At 58.3% G+C, this 17,153-nt stretch carries 11 protein-coding genes and 2 pseudogenes; 4 read left to right on the top strand and 9 right to left on the bottom strand.

Features of this window, described 5'->3' with window-relative positions; all coding sequences use genetic code 11:
• Positions 1-51: 51 nt before the first annotated feature.
• The 3 genes from B2S33_RS11505 to B2S33_RS11495 all read right to left on the bottom strand — a co-directional run bounded on the left by B2S33_RS11505 (position 52) and on the right by B2S33_RS11495 (position 4,402).
• Entirely contained in the window at positions 52-1,380 is a 1,329-nt protein-coding gene (locus tag B2S33_RS11505) for a GntR family transcriptional regulator (RefSeq protein WP_288650316.1), read from the bottom strand.
• A complete protein-coding gene (locus B2S33_RS11500) occupies positions 1,380-2,759 on the bottom strand; it encodes a hypothetical protein (RefSeq protein WP_288650315.1) in 1,380 nt (459 codons plus the stop codon). Before B2S33_RS11500 ends, B2S33_RS11505 begins: the two co-directional genes overlap by 1 nt.
• Before the next feature lie 620 nt (positions 2,760-3,379).
• Positions 3,380-4,402, bottom strand: a complete 1,023-nt coding sequence (locus B2S33_RS11495) for a zinc-dependent alcohol dehydrogenase family protein (RefSeq protein ID WP_288650314.1) — start codon at positions 4,400-4,402, stop codon at positions 3,380-3,382.
• A 204-nt stretch (positions 4,403-4,606) separates the two neighbouring features.
• On the opposite strand from B2S33_RS11495, the gene B2S33_RS11490 reads away from it, so the two are divergent.
• Both B2S33_RS11490 and leuS read left to right on the top strand, forming a co-directional pair.
• A complete protein-coding gene (locus tag B2S33_RS11490) occupies positions 4,607-5,521 on the top strand; it encodes a LysR family transcriptional regulator (protein WP_104926110.1) in 915 nt (304 codons plus the stop codon).
• Between the two features lie 895 nt (positions 5,522-6,416).
• Positions 6,417-9,011, top strand: a complete 2,595-nt coding sequence (gene leuS, locus B2S33_RS11485) for a leucine--tRNA ligase (RefSeq protein ID WP_288650311.1) — start codon at positions 6,417-6,419, stop codon at positions 9,009-9,011.
• A gap of 1,013 nt (positions 9,012-10,024) precedes the next feature.
• Here the strand turns inward: leuS and B2S33_RS11480 are convergent.
• Both B2S33_RS11480 and B2S33_RS11475 read right to left on the bottom strand, forming a co-directional pair.
• Positions 10,025-10,267 carry a hypothetical protein gene (locus B2S33_RS11480; protein WP_280076738.1) on the bottom strand — a complete coding sequence of 81 codons (243 nt, stop codon included), beginning with the start codon at positions 10,265-10,267 and terminating at the stop codon, positions 10,025-10,027.
• Between the two features lie 169 nt (positions 10,268-10,436).
• Positions 10,437-11,045: pseudogene (locus B2S33_RS11475) on the bottom strand (IS5 family transposase); the annotation flags it as partial.
• A 535-nt stretch (positions 11,046-11,580) separates the two neighbouring features.
• On the opposite strand from B2S33_RS11475, the gene B2S33_RS11470 reads away from it, so the two are divergent.
• Positions 11,581-12,744, top strand: a complete 1,164-nt coding sequence (locus tag B2S33_RS11470) for a DUF3472 domain-containing protein (protein WP_027915517.1) — start codon at positions 11,581-11,583, stop codon at positions 12,742-12,744.
• Between the two features lie 232 nt (positions 12,745-12,976).
• On the opposite strand, the gene B2S33_RS11465 is transcribed toward B2S33_RS11470, so the two are convergent.
• Both B2S33_RS11465 and B2S33_RS11460 read right to left on the bottom strand, forming a co-directional pair.
• Complete coding sequence (locus B2S33_RS11465) at positions 12,977-13,237, bottom strand: SMP-30/gluconolactonase/LRE family protein (RefSeq protein ID WP_027915516.1); 261 nt, start codon at positions 13,235-13,237, stop codon at positions 12,977-12,979.
• Positions 13,234-14,079, bottom strand: coding sequence for an SDR family NAD(P)-dependent oxidoreductase (locus tag B2S33_RS11460; RefSeq protein WP_288650308.1), 846 nt, complete (start codon positions 14,077-14,079; stop codon positions 13,234-13,236). The genes B2S33_RS11465 and B2S33_RS11460 overlap by 4 nt, the downstream gene beginning before the upstream one ends.
• Positions 14,080-14,394: 315 nt before the next feature.
• Between B2S33_RS11460 and B2S33_RS11455 the strand changes: the two are divergent.
• A pseudogene (locus tag B2S33_RS11455) lies at positions 14,395-15,179 on the top strand (LysR family transcriptional regulator).
• 140 nt (positions 15,180-15,319) lie between these two features.
• Here B2S33_RS11455 and B2S33_RS11450 read toward each other — a convergent pair.
• Positions 15,320-15,505 (bottom strand): DUF1289 domain-containing protein, encoded by a 186-nt coding sequence (locus tag B2S33_RS11450; protein WP_023533540.1) that lies wholly within the window; start codon positions 15,503-15,505, stop codon positions 15,320-15,322.
• Between the two features lie 103 nt (positions 15,506-15,608).
• Positions 15,609-16,928: an APC family permease gene (locus tag B2S33_RS11445; RefSeq protein ID WP_145281143.1), complete on the bottom strand. Its 1,320-nt coding sequence runs from the start codon at positions 16,926-16,928 to the stop codon at positions 15,609-15,611.
• Between the last annotated feature and the right edge of the window lie 225 nt (positions 16,929-17,153).

The raw sequence follows: 17,153 nt of genomic DNA, 5'->3' as shown, positions 1-17,153 counted from the left end.
CGTGCATCTTCGCGCCCTGGCAGCATGGCCGATGCAGGCCTGGGGCGGTCATCAAGGGTGCCCGGCGACCTGAGCCAGTCGATCGACGGCAATCTGTAGCTCTACCGGGTCATCACCCGTCCAGCCCAAGGCCAGATGATGCTGAAAGCGGCCGTGCAAGCTGAAGTGCTTGCCAGGCATGGCATGCAGCGGCGTACCGGCCAGGGCCTTACTGATGGAATCCCAATGGACAGGCTGGCGCAACCTTGCCCAGAGCAAGCCGCCACCGTCGGGCAAGCGCAGTTGCAGCTGTGGCCCAAAGCGTAACGCGAGCACGCGTGCCAATGTTCGGGTACGGCGTTGCAGGGCCTGGCGAAGCCGGGCCCATTGTGCATCCACCTCCCCCTTGTCCAACATGCAGGCCAACGCTTGCATGCGTAAGGGTGGCAAGCGGAAAGCCCGTTCGCAGAAGCCTCTGGTCAGGGCACCGGTCGGTCCTAACACGTAGGCATACGGGGCCTCGGGCCCAAGCACTGCCTCGAACCCACCCACCACCAGCAGTTGCCTGACATCCACCCAGTCTCGCTGGCGGATGACAGGCGGGCCTGCGTGACAGAGCTCGCTGTCCAGGTCGCTTTCCAGCACCCATACCCGATACCGCGAGAGCAGATGGCCCAACTGCTGCTGGCCCGCCGAGGTCACCAGCCGGCCTTGTGGCGTGCTCAGACAGGAGGGCAGCACCACAAGCCCCACTGGCTCGCTTTCCAACAGACAGGTCAGCGCATACAGATTTAGATCACCCCGAGTATCCACTGGCACCTCAAGCACGGGCACCCCGGTGCGAGCGAGCGCCTGCAATAGCTGCCAGCAGCAAGGTGAATGAACCACCACTGCCGCATGCTTGAGCTCAAGCGCTGCCCACACGGTATCGAGCAACGCAGTGAGGTCCGGCGCCACGTGCACATCCTTGGCGCACCAGTAGCGGCTGCTGGAATGGGTGTAGCGCTCGGCAAGCGTCTGACGCAATCTCACGCTGCCCGGGTCCTGACCCCAGCCCATGGCTCGCAGCCGCTGACGCGCCAGCCGGCGTTCATGATTGTGCAAGTTCAGCTCGAACAGCGATGGCTCGAATACCGGCGGTTGCCGGGGCGTGAGGGCCACCTCGCTGCTTGATGCACTGTGCACGAAGTAGCCCGACCTGGGCAGACGCTCAACACGACCGGCCTCCTCCAGCAGGTTATAGGCATGCTGGACAGTGCCCAGCGACACCCGTAGCCTCGAAGCAAGGCCTCGCAGCGAGGGCAAACGCTGCCGTTGCCCGGGCGGCGATTGATCAATGAGTGCTTCGATGTACCGGTAGACCTTGCGATAGGCAAACTCGCGATGCGGGGCCTGCGGCATCACGGCCGCTCCACGTCGCAGCCTTGCGCCGGCAAGGGCGCCTGGCACAGCAGACGCAAGTTGATGTCACGCCGGGCCAGGTGCCTCAACACGCGCATGGCCGAGGCAGGCAAGTTGGTTTCATACAGGGCCCGCAGCTGTGCAACAGGCAAGCCACTGACATTGACGAGCCAAGCCTTCACGGCTTGTGGACATGGCTCGCCGCGCAAGGCGTGATGCAGGTAGGGCAATGCCACCAGCATGTCGGTATGCCGGCACTTGAGGAAGCGCTCCAAATGCTTACCCCTGCGAGCAAAGGGTGTGAACAGCAAGCACATCAGCTGATCGTGGCTCAACCCCAACACGCCGCCCACCTGCCCAGTGCGGCCCCGGCCCGGTTTGTCCACCTGATGCTTGAGCGACAATGCGGGCCTGCACCCCTGGGCTTGCTGAGCGCGGGCCTGCAGTTGGTGCACCTGCGCCAACGCCTCAGGATCCACGAAAGCCCCCAATGGATAGGCATCCTGCGGCACTGCGCACGGATTGCCGAGCATCGATTCAAGTTTCTGTCCTTCAAGCAAGTCTGCCAGAAGCTCATCGATCGCCATGACCCGCAGTGGCGTACGTACCTGCTCCTGCCGCCCTGCCGGCCTGATTTCCTGGCCACCAACACCCTCCAGCCGCTGGCCCAGTTGAGCGAGCCCGTCAGCCAACGCAGCCAGGCAATGCTGCGCCTCGGGCAAGCCGCTTTCACCGGCAAGGTGCAAGATGCGCCGGAACCAGGCCAGAAAACGATGCCGCTCTTGAGCCGGTATTGCCGTGATCATCACGTCGACAGGTGTTTGGAACTGCACGGCCTCGCCGAATGTGTTTGCCAGGTCCAGATAAAGCCAAGCGCCCAACAATCCCTCGGGCCTGGCCCCTGCCAGATGCCCCAACAGCAGCATGGCAGTGCTGGCCATAGGGACGTCGTCCCTGCTGGGCACCCAGTCTCGCGAAAAGGGTCTGACCGCCCGACCCTGGACCATGAGCAGCTCAACGCGTGGATCATCCTGGAGGAACAAGGCATTGAACGCACGCTCGTGACATACCAGGGTGTGAGAACCAGGAGCGGGTTGACTGATCACCAACACACGCAACTGGAAGGTGACCGGCCCGCGTGTGGCGATGCTCAATTGCGCAGCCCGGAGCATGGCCAGCAATCTGGCACTACGGCGGTCGTTGCCATGCAGAGCCAATACACGAAACGTCCCGATATATTCAGCGCCTCCGGCAGCTATCAGCAATCGCTGAATCAACAACTGCAAGGAAGCACGTTGTGATTGGGACATATGATTCAACAAGCGCTCCAGCACTTGCCGATAAATATGATGCATTGCCTGATCGTGAATAGCCGTCACGATATTACCTCGTCCAGTTCATGCGGCCAGTCGATGCACAAGCACTCGGCATCAACCCTGGCCGGGATATTCCGAATGGTCGTTACAGTCCACGCACAACGAAGTTCATCTTCACTGTCGACACACGCCGGAAGCCCTCACCGCATACCCATGGCACACCGGCTTTTCACGCCATTGCCCAGCCAGCTCAGCCCTGCTCATATCACGCTCCTTGCGTAAACTGTCATTGCGCCATTATCGATATGCAACAGAAGAATTGAAGATACAGATCAGGGGAAAAAAAGTAGTCAGAGCTGTTGAAACGACAGCTTGACCTTGAAACTTGAAGACTTCAATCAAAGATAAGAGGCGAGATATTTCCCAAACTCCATAACACTGAAACTTTATGTAGTATCAGTCTTGGTGCGTTGTAGGAATTATCCTTTTATAAAATTCATGCACAGGATCGCCGGCCACTTGCCGAACCGAGTGAACGGCCAGGAACAGTCAGTCGCCGCCGGCCAGGACGCCGACGACAGCTGAACGTTGGGATAGATATCGGCGGGTCAAGCCCGATGCGGTCGGCGACGATCTGTGGACGCCCGCCTAATGAAGCGAGCCATCATTGCGCGCACAGCCTGTCAGGCAGGCATCAGGTCCAGCACCACGCGCCCACCGCAAGGGCACTGATCCATGTAGCGATGGGCGTCGACCACTTGCTCGAACGGGTACACCTTGATGATCTGCGGGGTGAGCAGCTTGTCGGCCGTGAACTGGTTGATATCGCGCAACGCCCTGTGCAAAGCCACTTGGTCCTGGCTGATGCCCAGTTCAGGCTTGCCCGTAAAATTGCCAATGCAATGTACATAGAACTGAATGTTCTTCTGAAACGCAGCACAGGCCGGAAATGGGGTCTGGTTGCCGCCTTGCAGGCCATACAGCACAAGGCTGCCACGCGGGGCCAACACATCACCGAGCAACGACATCTGCGGCCCACCCAGGCCATCGAGCACCATGTCCACACCGCGACCCTCGGTGTACTTGCCTACCTGCATCACCAGGTCTTGCTCCTCGGTGACGATCACCCTGTCAGCGCCCAGGCCGAGCAGATAATCACGTTGCTCGCCATCCTTGGTCGCAGCAAACACCGTCAGGCCAAGCGCCTTGCCCAACTGCACGAACGCCGGTCCCGCGCAATGACTGGCATCGGTAACCAATGCCGTCTGCCCACTTTTTGCACGGGCCAGATCGACGTACGCGAAATAGGCGATCAGCAATGGCGTGTAATGCACGCTCGCTTCAATCGGTGTCAGCACCTCCGGATAGCGGGTGATGGCTGAACGGGGCAAGACGATAACGTCACCGTACACGGGGTGATCGTTGGCACTGGTGGCTGGGAAGCTCGCGACCCTGTCTCCGACCACGATGTCGTCGACCGCATCGCCCACCGCCGTCACCACGCCGGCCATTTCATGACCTATACCGGCTGGCAGCCGGGCACGGGAGGACGCCAGGTTCTGGCGCCAGAGCACGTCGTACCAGCTGACACCGATCGCCTCGACGCGGATCTGTACCTCACCGGCGGCAGGCATCGGCTCGGCCTGCTCCTCGCAACGGAGCACATCCGCAGCGCCGAACTTGTGGAACCGAATCATGCGGGACATCGCCTACCTCGCCTAGTGAAACATCAATTACCACTGACTCTATCCGGGCTTTACGCATCAGACCAGCCGCGGTCATTAATAGTCGACATGCCTGTCATCGATTGGGCCCCGCATTTTCCCTGCTATTGGCCCCCTGGATGGGTGCAGATTACCAGCCTTTGGCCTTAATATTCACCCCTGCTCCTTTTCTGGCGAAGCGCCCCGATGAATCGAAACGACCTGCGTCGCGTAGACCTCAACCTGCTGATCGTGTTCGAAACACTCATGCATGAGCGAAGCGTGACCCGTGCAGCGGAGAAGCTGTTCCTCGGCCAGCCCGCCATCAGCGCCGCCCTCTCGCGCCTGCGCAACCTGTTCGATGATCCGCTTTTCGTGCGCACTGGGCGCAGCATGGAGCCGTCCGCCCGCGCCAACGAAATCTTCGCCCTGCTTTCGCCCGCGCTGGATTCGATTTCCACGGCCGTCAGCCGAGCGGCCGAGTTCGACCCGGCCACCAGCAACGCCGTGTTTCGCATCGGCTTGTCGGACGATGCCGAATTCGGCCTGCTGCCGCAGTTGCTCAAGCGCGTACGCGCCGAGGCGCCAGGCATCGTGCTGGTGATACGACGCGTCAATTACCTGTTGATGCCCACCCTGCTGGCCTCCGGCGAAATCTCGGTTGGCGTCAGCTACACCAGCGAACTCCCGGCCAATGCCAAGCGCAAAGTGCTGCGCCGCAGCCGGCCAAAGCTGCTGCGTGCCGACAGCGTACCGGGCAGCATCAGCCTCGATGATTTCTGCGCACGGCCCCATGCCCTGGTGTCTTTCGCCGGGGACCTGTCGGGGTTTATCGACGAAGCCTTGCAGGCGCTCGGGCGCAAGCGCCACGTGGTCCTCGCCGTGCCGCAGTTCAATGGCCTGGGCAGCCTGCTGGCCGGCACCGACATTGTCGCCACCGTTCCCGACTACACGGCCGATGCCCTGACGGCGGCCGGTGGGTTGCGGGCTGAAGAGCTGCCACTGGACGTGCGCAGCTTTGAATTGCACATGGCCTGGCGTGGGGCGCAGGACAATGACCCGGCGGAGCGGTGGTTAAGGTCTAGGATTCAGATGTTTTTTGGGGATCCGGACAGCCTTTGATCAGAACGCCATGAAGGCGATAGTCCGGCCGGACAACTGCCATGGCACTCGCCGACGCAATAAGCCGAGACAGCGAACACAGCGAACGGGCGTGACTCAGCACCACGCCCTACCACAGCACATGGAGTGGGATCTTCTTGGTTGGACTGATGTCCATCTCTGCCCATGCTTTCCCCACAACCCTCCCACCATATTGTCAGCCATTGCCGTGACGGTGTCGTGGGACACAGTACAAATCATGCCCAGCGACACGCCTGGACAACATTACGGCGTAGGTGGCCGCTCCAGATTGAAGCTCGGAAGGCAATAACGGCAACAGCAAGGCTTGTCATCTCCGACTAGGGTACATGCCAATGACACCTATTACTGCGCCATAAGCAGAAGCTGACGGCAGTTTTTTTCATGGCTACTCGGAATAATGAGTCCTCTACTTTTGACATCTTGAAAATGTGCGATACAAGGGTGCGGTGCAAAAGGATACTTGAGGAACATTTTGTAACGAAGCCCAATGCACTCCGACGATTTTTCCTACAAATTATTCGCCAAATTTAAACAGATCGATCACCGCCTCCAACGAGCGAAACTATGAACCGGATGTCGGTTCGAGGCGAGACGCTTAGACGCTGAAGCCGCCAGCATCGCCCCAGGATTAGATAATTCAAAAATAGTTGCCTTTGACGCGACTATTGTCAGCTCGACTTACTTGCCCGAAATAAATGCTTGACATCAAAAATGGGTTTTAGCGATATTTTATCGCACTGGGCGCCGGCCACTGACCTACTGTAAGCGCTTACACTTGCGGCAAGCGATGCTCAACAGGCCGAGCGATATCTTACAAGAACATACCAGCCGGGCGATTTATCGTCTTCCAGCTCCAACAATATCGAGGCCCCCTATGCGACAGCAGTATGATCCTGCCTGGGTTGAAAGCACGGCTCAGGCCAAATGGCTTCGCGATGAAGTATTCAAGGCTGTCCAGGACGAAAGCCGGCCAAAGTTCTATGCCTGTTCCATGCTGCCCTACCCCTCCGGAAAGTTGCACATGGGGCATGTGCGGAACTACACGATCAATGACATGTTGGCCCGTCACATGCGGATGAAGGGCTACAACGTCCTGATGCCGATGGGATGGGATGCGTTCGGCCTACCGGCAGAAAACGCCGCGATGCAGTCGGGCGTATCACCCGCTCAATGGACACGGATGAACATCGCCGACATGAAGTCGCAGATGCAGCCGCTAGGACTGGCTTTCGACTGGTCACGAGAAATCGCCACCTGCGATCCAGAGTACTACAAATGGAACCAGTGGTTTTTCTTGAAGTTGTTGGAAAAGGGCGTGGCCTATAAGAAGACCCAAATCGTCAACTGGGACCCCGTCGACCAAACCGTGCTGGCCAACGAGCAAGTGGTGGATGGCCGGGGTTGGCGATCCGGAGCGTTCGTCGAGAAACGCGAGATTCCCGGCTACTACCTGCGCATAACGCAGTATGGAGAGGAACTGCTGTCGGCCATCGATACCCTGGAGGGTTGGCCGGACATGGTCCGCAGCATGCAGCGCAACTGGATTTGCAAGGCCAGTGGAGTCCGCCTGGCCTTTGTCCACACTGTCGAAGACGCAAACGGGCAGTTGATCGACGCAGGCAAGCTGTGGGTGTTCACGACGCGCGTCGATACGCTGATGGGTGTGACGTTTTGTGCCGTTTCCCCTGATCATCCGCTGGCCAAGCGTGCCACGGCGCTCGATCCAGGGCTCGAGCCGCAGGTGCGGGCATGTCGACAGGCGGCACAGACCAGTTCCGCCGCCGGCGCGCAGGTGAAGCTCGGTATCCCGAGCGGCTTGCACGTCGAGCATCCATTAACCGGCGAATCGGTCGCCGTGTGGATCACCAATTATGTGGTTGGTGAGTATGGGGAGGGCGCCTTGATGGGGGTGCCGGCCCATGATGAGCGCGATTTCGATTTTGCCCGTCAGTATGGCTTGCCCGTACACCCCGTCATCGCGCTCGACGGGGCTCCTTATGACCCTGCAGCTTGGTCGGATCGCTACGGCAGCCAGGAAGGTCGCCTGATCAACTCTGGCGCCTATGATGGTCTCACGGTGGAGCAAGCTGCCCTGGCAATCGTCGACGCCCTTGCCGAGCGTGGGCGTGGCGAGCAAGCCACCACGTGGCGCCTGCGTGACTGGGGAATCTCCCGGCAACGATACTGGGGAACTCCGATTCCGATCATTCATTGCGAACACTGTGGTGAGGTACCAGTACCTTACGCAGACCTGCCGGTAATATTGCCGACCGATTGCATTCCCGACGGAAGCGGCAATCCGTTGCTGCAGCATGAATCGTTCCGCCTCGTCGCGTGCCCTCGTTGTGCAGCACCCGCGCAACGGGAAACGGACACAATGGACACCTTCGTCGACTCGAGCTGGTATTTCATGCGCTACTGCGATCCGGACTGCCACACTTCGATGGTAGGGTCTGGCAACCGATACTGGATGCCCATCGACCAGTACATCGGCGGCATCGAGCATGCGGTGCTGCACTTACTCTACGCCAGGTTCTGGTCAAGGGCGATGCGCGACGAGAGATTGGTGGAGTTCAGTGAACCATTCAAGAATCTTTTCACTCAGGGCATGCTGCTGCGGGAAAGTTATTACCGCAAGGCGCAGGACGGTAGCCGACGATGGTTCTACCCCGGCGAAGTATCGGTTCAATACGATGGAAAAGGCCGTCCGGTCAGCGCGACAGCGATCGAAGATGGTTTGCCTGTCACCCTGGGTGGCGTGGAGAAAATGTCTAAGTCGAAGAACAACGTGGTCGAGCCCAAGGACATCATCGACCGGTTTGGTGCGGACACCGCCCGGTTGTTCACCATCTTCGCCGGCCCTCCTGATCAAAGCACGATCTGGAGCGACACCGGTGTCGAAGGGGCTTATCGCTTCCTGCGCCGTCTCTGGGGCTTTGCCGTTGATGAGCAGGCTCGCTGGAGCGAAAGTGACGGCCAGGCGGCAGACGCCTCAGAAGCCAGCCGTGTGCGCTTCATGACCCATGGCTTGTTGAAGCAAATCAATAACGATTATGAGCGTCTGCAATACAATACCGTCGTATCGGGTGCAATGAAGATGCTCAAGGTACTGGAGAGTGCCCGCAGCGCTGGTCACCAGGTCTGCCGGGAAACCATGTCCATTCTCTTGCAGGTGCTGCACCCTGTGACGCCACATATCTCCCAGGTTCTCTGGGAGGCATTAGGATTCCCCGGCGCGATCTACGACAGTGTCTGGCCGACCCCAGACAGCGACGCCTTAAGGCAGGACGAAGTGAAGTTGATGGTACAGGTCAATGGCAAGCTACGGGGGGAGATTCTGGTCCAGGCCGATGCCGACCATGACACAATCCGTGACCAGGCGCTGTCCGATCCTGTGTTGAGCAAATATCTGGAAAGCGTAGGAAGGATGATCGTGGTGCCCAACCGATTGGTGAACTTCATCGTCTGACCATTCAGGTTGTTCCCTGAAACCAGAAAGCCGGCTTTCTCAGGAAATGTCGACTTCCTGGTTCAGGCCTCAGTGGAAAACGTGTGCATCCCTCCCACTGACTGCTGCGACGCGTAGCGACTGTGACGAGCCCAAAGCATAAGTTGCGCAAATGAGCGAGAGATTGCACATTTGGAACCGCCCCCTCCTCGTTGTCTCCACTGGAATCCACTCGTTAGCTGCAGCTGAAAGCGGTACATCTGCGGATACAAATTCGATTTCCCATTCATAACAATTTGATTTGAATGAATGTCCAAATGTTTTTTGGCAACCCTCATAGTCTCTAGGGACTTCACGCATGCTTGCTAGCTTATTATTTTTGCCTTGTCATAGCCTCGAAGGGCAATGTACTTCCAGCTAATCGCTACATCTGGGGCATATTTGAGGGCATGGTTTGGATGGTTTGCAAAGGATGCCCCAACCGAAGATGCTCAGCGCTTTCGGTAATGTGACCGCCCTAGGGTTTCTAGTCGGCGGGCCGCGCAAGACGCAGTCATTATAGGATTACCTGTTCAGCATACATGCGCTGATGTTCGCTCAGCCTGGGTTGGGCAACGCTTATCTGATTCTGGATTGAACTCAAAACGGGGGATCCCTGACCAACGATCCAACACTGCCGCCCTGCCGACGATTCAATTGGTGTACGATGGGGCTTATGCGTATTACCGTCCATTTCACCCCCAAGCCGGTCATCCTGGACAGGCTGTAACTATTGAATTCGCGTCCCAATGGTCCTGACCTGACCGTAGTACACGTAAAGGCCTCTCAGGATTGCTGTTTTGCCTTCAAAGATATTTTCGTACTTCAGTTCGATGGCGAGCGTCACGCTGTGGCTAGATAGCTGGTAGTTCGCGCCGGCGCCCTTACGCTCTAAGTACTCGGCCTTAAGGCTGGGTGGGAGCTCGGGTGACAAACCAACGCCCAAAAAGTCGTACCCCACTAGGACCCGCAAGAATGCACACGGCCATTTGCAGTTATAGCCCACTCTTGACCCTCCTTGATCGGTCTGAAATACACGCTGCCCTGCACGCGATTAATACGGTAGGCGTCTTACACGCCTGTTGAAAAAAATACGATACAAATCCGCCCCGCTGCTCGATATCCAACGCCAGGCCGTCCGGTCGGCCCAGTTGCTCCGGTAACCGGGCGAACACCGACACCTGTTGCAGATGGTTGCCATCCGCCGGATACGGCGCGCGATGAAGCGTGCGGGCCACCGAGCCGACGAAGAACAACTCGTCGCCCGCACTTGCCCACGCGAGCCCGTTAGTAGGCTGATGCTGTCCAGTATCGCCGAGGCGTCAGGCCGGCGTCGTATCGACAGCGCCTGGCCGTATTGCCGCTGTGACCTCCATCCATCAAACCGGTAATGAAGCGACCCTGCGGGTCGCAGTAGCGGCATAGCGCTTGGGCGTCGTGACCTTTTTCGGTAAGCAGACATTTGCAGCGCTTGCGCGGGCGGCCACGTTTGCTCGACGGAATGCTGACCTTGTCCAACAGTGGTTGTGCGGAGCTGAAGTCACTGGCTTGACCACCAGAGAGAAGGAGGCGCAACGGTATCCGGTTGGCGTCGCATAGCATGTGGATTGTGGTTGTCAGGCCGCCACGACTGCGGCCTAGAGCGTGATCGGCAGGTTCGTCAGCCCCCTTATTTCCCGGCGCCAGATGAGGCTCGGTTGCGCGTACTGCGGTTGACTCGATCCTCCAGGTTTGCAGATCGATCAAGCCCAGCTCATTCAATCCCAGGTGCAGACGTTTGAGCATCTGCTCGAAAGTCCCTTGGTTTCGCCAGTCCCGAAACCGTTGATACACCATTGACCATGGACCGAAGCGCTCAGGCATATCTCGCCATGCAGCCCCAGAGCAGAGTACCCAGAGGACGCCATCGAGCATCAGTGGGTCGCTCAATCGCGGCCGGCCCCGGCCATGGGTTTCGATGAAGAGATCGGAGACCACATCCCAGGCCTCGTCCGCGAGTTCGTAGCGCCTTGCCAGCACAGGGTTCCCTTCCGTTGATGGCGTGTGACTCTACAAAATCTCAGCGCTGAAGGGGCAACGATTAGGTTTTTCGTGATTTCGCAGAGAGCCTAGGCTCCGTGTGAACAGTCTTGAGACGAAGCTCAGGCAAGGCGAAACAGCCGAGGAACGGTTGGAGTCGGGCTCGACTTAACGGGTTGTAAATGAGCAATCCGACCGGGCTGGCGCACTAGGCTGTTTTCGACGCAGCATCACCGAGTATCAAGGCTTTTCACATAGGGCCTAAGGACTGGGCACCAACCGGCATTGAGTACCACCAATAGACCGGAGACTTCCCTGATGCATTAGGTTATGCAGCACAGACGTCGCGCCCCTCATAACAGCGGCTTCTGCTTACTGCCCTGCTGGCCCCGGTCGACCTAGCTCAGGAGGTCGCGGTTGTACCGTGTTGCAAGATGAAGACCTGTCAAAACTGCCAGTTGTGGGCACAAGGGATCCGAATAGCATGACTTTCATCGCACTATCGCGACGTTTACATAACGAGGAACACTCAATGGATACCCGTCAAGCACAGTCCATGACCGCAATATTGCGAGATGAACACGCTGACCTGCCTGAGCCTGCCAACGACGTACCAGCGTGGGGACCTTACATCACCGCCCACTTCAACCCGCGCAAAGGGGTTGAACTGTTCTATGCCGAGATACATGTGCCGCAGGCCGGGGCCCAGCGCTATATCTACTGGAGCCTGATGAATCCAAACTATGGAAAGAACCCCAGTTATGCTGGAATACAGATGAGCCTAGTGCCGGGTAACGATGTTTACGGAAACAACATCTGCTCCATCTGGGATTCCGATGATTTGCCCGAGGACACCTTACCCGAGGCAACACTTATCAGCGGTAGACCTGGTATATACTGGGATCACTTCGGCAATGAAGGAACTGGTTTGCACACCAGTAATCAGAATGCATGGAAACCCGGTGAGCGCTATGCCATGGTCATACGCCGCTGGACACGCAAAGGTGATGACAAGTACACCTACACGTCGATGTTCATGTATTCGTTCACGGCCAAGACATGGACGCATTGGATGTCTGCACGGATTGCAGGGCGCGCGCTGATGCTTGAGGGTAATCCCGCTGGCTTCGTAGAGCGCTATGGAGGCAATGCACAGCACTACTACGGGCATTTTGGCAACTACTTCATCATGGTCGAGGGTGGCGAGTGGCAGTCACCCCACAAATACACCGTCGGGGCCGGCAAAGCACCATGGCGAGCCTCCTTGGTCAATGGTCACTCCGGACAAGACGTCAAAGTCCAAGTTGGGCAAACGCCCGAACGAGATCAAGAAATCACATTGAGGCCAGCGCAGCAAAACCGGCCCACCACCATCACGCCGCCGATCATTGAGTCATTCACCGTGACCTACCATGTGCGTGCGCAAACAATTGAATGGGCGTGGACCATCAAAGACAGTTCGCCTCCTCCCATCAGGACCTTGCTCTCCATTTCACGTGATGAAGTATACGGACAGGACGTCTATCTCCATGAAATCAACGGACCCAGTGGCCGCAAGGCTATCACCAATGACCTGCTGCTCAGGGAGAACGATTACAAAGGAACGTACAGGTACTTCGCACGTATCGAGTACTTCGACATCTTTGAGCAGAAATCCAATAATGGGTACGTTCAGGTAGTATTTGATTACGCCTAACCTGAATGGCGACGCACATAGGCGGCCCATCTGCTCAACCCGACACCGGCGGTGGCTCTGATTGTGGACACTAGGCTTTGTATCAAGCGCCTTGATACTCGGTGAGGCTACGTTGAAAACAGTCTGGAGCGGCCGCACGGTCGGAAGGCTCATTTGCAACCCGTAAAGTCGAGCGCGACTTCGGCCGTCCTTCGGCTGTTTTCGCTTTGCCTGACCTTTGTCTCAAGACTTTTCACACAAAGCCTAGGATGGCAACGCCAGCATGCTGGGAGACAATCAGGTTGCCCTTTTCAGTCAAAGCCAGGGCGCCAATGCGCGCAGGCGATTCATACAGTCGCGTCAGTTGCCCATGCAGGTCCAGCGCATTGATCTGGCCGCCACTGATGTCGACGAAGCGCAGGCACTGATGAGCTTCATCCCAGACCGGGCTTTCCTCCAGATCGGCCTGGCACGGTAAGAAGCGTTTGAGGTTTTCCTGAGGAGGCCTATTCATCGCTCCTTAATGTGGTCCCACCGCTGGGCAACTTGTTCGGCGCTAGTGGCCTTCACGCGGGCCAGATCGACCGGGTAATCGACATTTGGGTTTTCCACAAACCGCATGGCCGTAAATTGGCCATTGCTGGCACGCAGGACATAACCTGTGTCCTGGCACTTCGGCGCCGCCAGGAACACCACGCCGGGCGTCACCCATTCAGGCTTGAGATTCTCCGGTTCACCCGTCACGCCCCACATACGGGTCTTGGCCACTGGAGATACAGCATTGACGAGAATGCCGGCTTCGGTGCCTTCCATGCTTAGCGCATTCATGATGCCCAGTTGTGCCATCTTGCCGGCGGCATACGCCACCAGGCCCGGTTGGGCATATTGCTGGTACATCGCGCGGTCGGATGAGGTCAGCACGACCCGTGCGGCAGCAGACTGTTTGAGGTGTTTCCATGCATGTTTGCATAACCACACGGGAGTATAGATATTGATATCCACGGCGCGGCCAATGAATGTCGCATCAGCGTCTTCAATCGCTTGATAACCGACCCAACCGGCGTTATGAATCACGATATCGAGTTGACCAAATGCCTCGATGGCCATTGCCACCAGTTGCTCGCAACCCTGCTCACCGGACAAGTCCCCATGATGCCCCAACACGTTGAAACCTTTGCCCCGGAGCGCTTTCGCAGCCTCCATGGCAATGGAGCCATCGCCCCCGGCGCCCAGCTTATCTGCGCCGATATCACTAATTACCACATTGGCGCCCAGTGTCGCCAAAGCGTGCGCATAACTGAAACCGAGTCCTCGGCCAGCACCCGTTACAAGGGCGGTCTTTCCTGTAAAGTTCATGGTCTGTTTCCGCTTGAGTACCGCCCTACCTTAACAATGAATGTTCACGTTGTTTAATACTAACGGCAGCGCAGGTTGATACCTGGTGCCTATCAAGTTGCTGATAAATCCGAATAATTTCTTGATGATTACTCTTCTGAGGCCCTTTCGTAAGCCACGCCACCGAACTCGGACCTGTTCGAGACCGCTTGCGGGTATTGGATCCAATGATTAACTTAGCTCTACTTTTTGTTTAGTATTTAGTCGGGGGCCTGTTAACCGGTAACCTTGCCGCACCCCCGTCCTCAGATCAATTCAGATGAAGGAACAGAAGAAATGATCGAAACCCGCCTGCTGCGCCAATTCATCGCCGTGGCTGAAGAGCTGCACTTTCACAAGGCCGCTATTCGCCTGCACAGGGCCCAGCCCCCGTTGAGCCAAGCCATCCATCGGCTGCAAGACAAACGGGGTTCAGTCTGTTCACGCGCAATAAGCGCGGGGTCAAACTGACCCCCGCCGGCAGTGCATTCCTGAGTGCGGCCTACAGCACGTTGAAGGCGCTTGAGCTGGGCATCGAACACGCACGCCAGGTGTCCGAGGGCATTGCTGGCAAACTCACAGTAACGGCATTGCCGATCTCGGCGGAAAACGTCGAGTCACGCCTGTTACTGGACGAAGAGATCGTGATGGCCCTGCCCGCCCATCACCCGAAGGCAAAGGAAGGTCAGATCGACTTGAGGGACTTCGCCGGGGAAGACTTCGTCTTCACCCCCGAAGCGCTGGGCACCGGCTATCACAGCCAGCTGACCGCCTTGTGTGAAGCCGCCGGTTTTTACCCCAAGGTGGTGCAGGAGGGCGCGCAGATCCATACCTTGATAGGCTTGGTGGCCTGCGGTTTCGGCGTTGCTTTGGTGCCTGAGTCGATTGCCAACTCGATCATGCGCGACAGGGTCGTGTTCCGCCGTATCCACCCCGTGACCGCCTCCCCCAACCCGGCCATCGGCCTGTACATGAGCTGGAGCACCCACAACGAATCACCGTTGATGGACAGCTTCATTTCCATGTTCGACCTCGATGTCGCTCCCCAGGTCGAGGGGATGCTGGCCGCTCGTGTCAGTTAGAACGCCAGCTAGTAAAACGCCAGCTGGGAATCCTGGAGCCATGCGGCAAGGAAAAGGTGATTGATGCCCATGCTTAGGCCGCACGCCGATAAATTGCGCCTACCAACCGTTCCGGGCTGTCAACAAACCCTGCACACCACTCACCCCTTGCCCTTCTTTTTGATCTTCTTCAAGCGCGCAGCCGCTTTCTCGACCGTCGCCTTCTTCTCGGAACGCTTCATGTTTCGCCAGCCGCGTATCTCCTCCTTGCTGCGCCCGCAGCCGGTGCACACTTCATGCTTGAGCTTGCAGCTCGACACGCAAGGGTTTTCAATCTCTTTGGCCATTGAACGGTTCCTGATGAGTAGCAGCGCAAGTCTGCGCAGGGGCGCGGTTGGCTAGCGAAGTATGGGACATTCAAAGCTCGCACATGATCGCTTGCCCCCGTCACTATCCCGCATCACCCTCGCTAATGGTCCGACCAATGCCCTTGCCCGCCAGCCAGTGCAACACCGCCCCCAAGCCCAGCAATGCCCCTGCCCTCAGCCAATTCTCGAAAGGTTGCTGACTCAGCACCAGCAGGCACGACAGGATACCCAACACAGGGACCACCGGATGAACCGAGAAATGCTCGGCATCGACCTTTTCCTTCTTGAGCACCAACACCGCTACGTTCGTGCTCAAAAATACGAACAACAGCAACAGCACGACGGTTTCGGCCAGCACTTCCAGCGAGCCAGTAAAGGTCAGCAGGATGGCCAGCAGCGTGGTCGCGGCTATCGCATAACCGGGTGTGCCGCGGTTGGGTAGCACTTGGCCCAGAACGCGCGGCAGCATGCCATCGCGGGCCATGCCCCAGGCAAGGCGGCTGGCCATGATCATGGTCAACATGGCGCCGTTGGCCACCGCCACCAAAGCGATGATGGCGAATACACCGTGGGGCAGCCCCAGGTCAGCGTTGTGCACAATGTCCATCAAGGGCGTCTTGGCGTCGATCAGTGCCTGCACTGGCATGACCAACGCGGCGCCGGCGCCGACTGCCAGGTAAACCAGGCCGGCCACCAGCAAGGCCCCGAACAGCGCGCGTGGGTACGTCCGGCGTACGTCCTTGATTTCCTCGGCCAGGTTGGCGGACGTCTCGAACCCCACGTACGAATAAAATGCCAGCAAAGCGCCGCCCAGTACCGCACTAGCCGGGCCCTGTTCGCCGAAATCCAGCAAACGGGTAGGCTCGGCCTGCCCTTGGCCGCTCAATACCGCCACAGCGACGATCACCAGCACCAAGCCGCTGAGTTCGATCAGGGTCATGACCAGGTTGGCACTGAGCGACTCCTTGATACCCCGGGCGTTGAGCATTGCCATCAATACTAGAAACAGGGGCGCCAGCACCGCCGAAGGCCAGTCGATAAACACGCGCAGATATTCCCCAGCAAACGCCAGCGCCAACCCTGCGGCACTGGTGATGCCTGCCGCCAACATGGCGAACCCCACCAAAAAAGCCAGCAACGGCGAGCCGAACGCCCGCCGTGCGAACACCGCCGCACCGCCAGCCCGGGGGTATTTGCTGACAAGCTCGGCGTAGGACGCCGCAGTCAACAGGGCGAAGAACAGTGCCAGGGCCAGAGGCGCCCAGATGGCGCCACCGGCCCGGTCGGCGATGGCGCCTGCCAGTGCGTATACCCCGGCGCCCAATACGTCCCCGAGGATGAAGAACACCAACAACGGCAGGGTGATCACGCGTTTGAGTGAGGCGGTTGCGTCGCTGGCCATTATGGCGCTCCAATCGTCTGGTCAATGGCGCTGTGACTGCCCCCCTGCGCGCAAGGTTCAGTGCCCTGCCCAGGTGGCGCGCCAACTGCCAGCCACCCATGGGCATAAGTTCCCTGACCTGGGCTGCCATTCGTCGACCAATCGCGCATTGCAAACAACCTTGGGAGCATTGGGTTCCTCTCAGATGTGATAGCCGAAACATCTGACAACACATACGGGATGCTC

Origin of the sequence: Pseudomonas sp. UBA5568 (assembly GCF_002425525.1) — a bacterium.
Classification (GTDB): domain Bacteria; phylum Pseudomonadota; class Gammaproteobacteria; order Pseudomonadales; family Pseudomonadaceae; genus Aquipseudomonas; species Aquipseudomonas fulva.
Note: the sequence above shows the minus strand (reverse complement) of the source record. Positions and strands in the feature narration are given on the sequence as shown.

What these genes read in the sequence shown, in the direction of transcription:
- B2S33_RS11505 (WP_288650316.1), bottom strand. Translation starts at nt 1,380, where the DNA reads ATGCCGCAGGCCCCGCATCGCGAGTTTGCCTATCGCAAGGTCTACCGG.
- B2S33_RS11495 (WP_288650314.1), bottom strand. Translation starts at nt 4,402, where the DNA reads ATGTCCCGCATGATTCGGTTCCACAAGTTCGGCGCTGCGGATGTGCTC.
- B2S33_RS11490 (WP_104926110.1), top strand. Translation starts at nt 4,607, where the DNA reads ATGAATCGAAACGACCTGCGTCGCGTAGACCTCAACCTGCTGATCGTG.
- leuS (WP_288650311.1), top strand. Translation starts at nt 6,417, where the DNA reads ATGCGACAGCAGTATGATCCTGCCTGGGTTGAAAGCACGGCTCAGGCC.
- B2S33_RS11470 (WP_027915517.1), top strand. Translation starts at nt 11,581, where the DNA reads ATGGATACCCGTCAAGCACAGTCCATGACCGCAATATTGCGAGATGAA.
- B2S33_RS11465 (WP_027915516.1), bottom strand. Translation starts at nt 13,237, where the DNA reads ATGAATAGGCCTCCTCAGGAAAACCTCAAACGCTTCTTACCGTGCCAG.
- B2S33_RS11460 (WP_288650308.1), bottom strand. Translation starts at nt 14,079, where the DNA reads ATGAACTTTACAGGAAAGACCGCCCTTGTAACGGGTGCTGGCCGAGGA.
- B2S33_RS11450 (WP_023533540.1), bottom strand. Translation starts at nt 15,505, where the DNA reads ATGGCCAAAGAGATTGAAAACCCTTGCGTGTCGAGCTGCAAGCTCAAG.
- B2S33_RS11445 (WP_145281143.1), bottom strand. Translation starts at nt 16,928, where the DNA reads ATGGCCAGCGACGCAACCGCCTCACTCAAACGCGTGATCACCCTGCCG.